The sequence below is a fragment of the Pontibacter sp. JAM-7 genome (assembly GCF_048548695.2).
Taxonomy (GTDB): domain Bacteria; phylum Pseudomonadota; class Gammaproteobacteria; order Pseudomonadales; family Balneatricaceae; genus Neptuniibacter.
This window is the reverse complement of the sequence record NZ_JBLYIF020000043.1, coordinates 1-260: the sequence shown is the minus strand read 5'-3', so window position 1 is coordinate 260 and position 260 is coordinate 1. Positions and strand designations below refer to the sequence as shown.

Genomic DNA, 260 nt, shown 5'->3' with positions numbered 1-260 from the left:
AGGGGCTTGAGCAGCAGAAACGTCTGAACGATGGTGCGTTGATCTATCTGGAAGCGGAGAAGGGGTTTGATTTCGCGGAGATTCCGGTCAGCTGGCAGCTGCAGAAAGAGAAGAAGGCCGGGCAGGTGATCTGCCGCCTCTACCGTCGGGTTGAGGCGGCATAACCGTCACAGAGAAAAGACTCAGGCTGCGTTGGGCCCGAAGGTTTCCATCAGTTTCCGGGTTTCTTCTTTGGTGGCGTCGGTCAGGTATGGCATCTC

General features: G+C 56.5%; 1 protein-coding gene. It reads left to right on the top strand.

Annotated elements, in window-relative coordinates:
• A partial coding sequence (locus ACFVYJ_RS13800; RefSeq protein ID WP_463255437.1) for an RsmD family RNA methyltransferase occupies positions 1–164 on the top strand: 164 nt, incomplete at its 5' end.
• Positions 165–260 lie beyond the last annotated feature (96 nt).